The 236-nt window shown below is 35.6% G+C and carries 1 pseudogene; it reads left to right on the forward strand.

The annotated features are described in order from the left end of the window. A pseudogene (locus SB749_RS20865) lies at window positions 1–220 on the forward strand (hypothetical protein); the annotation flags it as partial. Window positions 221–236: the final 16 nt, after the last annotated feature.

Here is a 236-nt window from a genome sequence, read left to right on the forward strand (position 1 = left end):
GCTTAAACACATACTCGCTAATATGGGCACGCATGTACCCACACTATTTAAACAATATACCGAGCTATGCGAACCAAATGGCGTTAAATTTTTAAGCTTTAGTATTGATCCACAATTCAATAATTGTATTGATGGCCTAGTATTGGTTGATCTTGAAAAAGTAAAACCAAGCAAAGCAAAACGCTACTTGGGTACTGATAAATCAGTATCAGCAAGTTAAAGCGTTAACCCTTAAT

Origin of the sequence: Brevibacterium sp. SIMBA_078, assembly GCF_046534565.1 — a bacterium.
Taxonomy (GTDB): domain Bacteria; phylum Actinomycetota; class Actinomycetes; order Actinomycetales; family Brevibacteriaceae; genus Brevibacterium.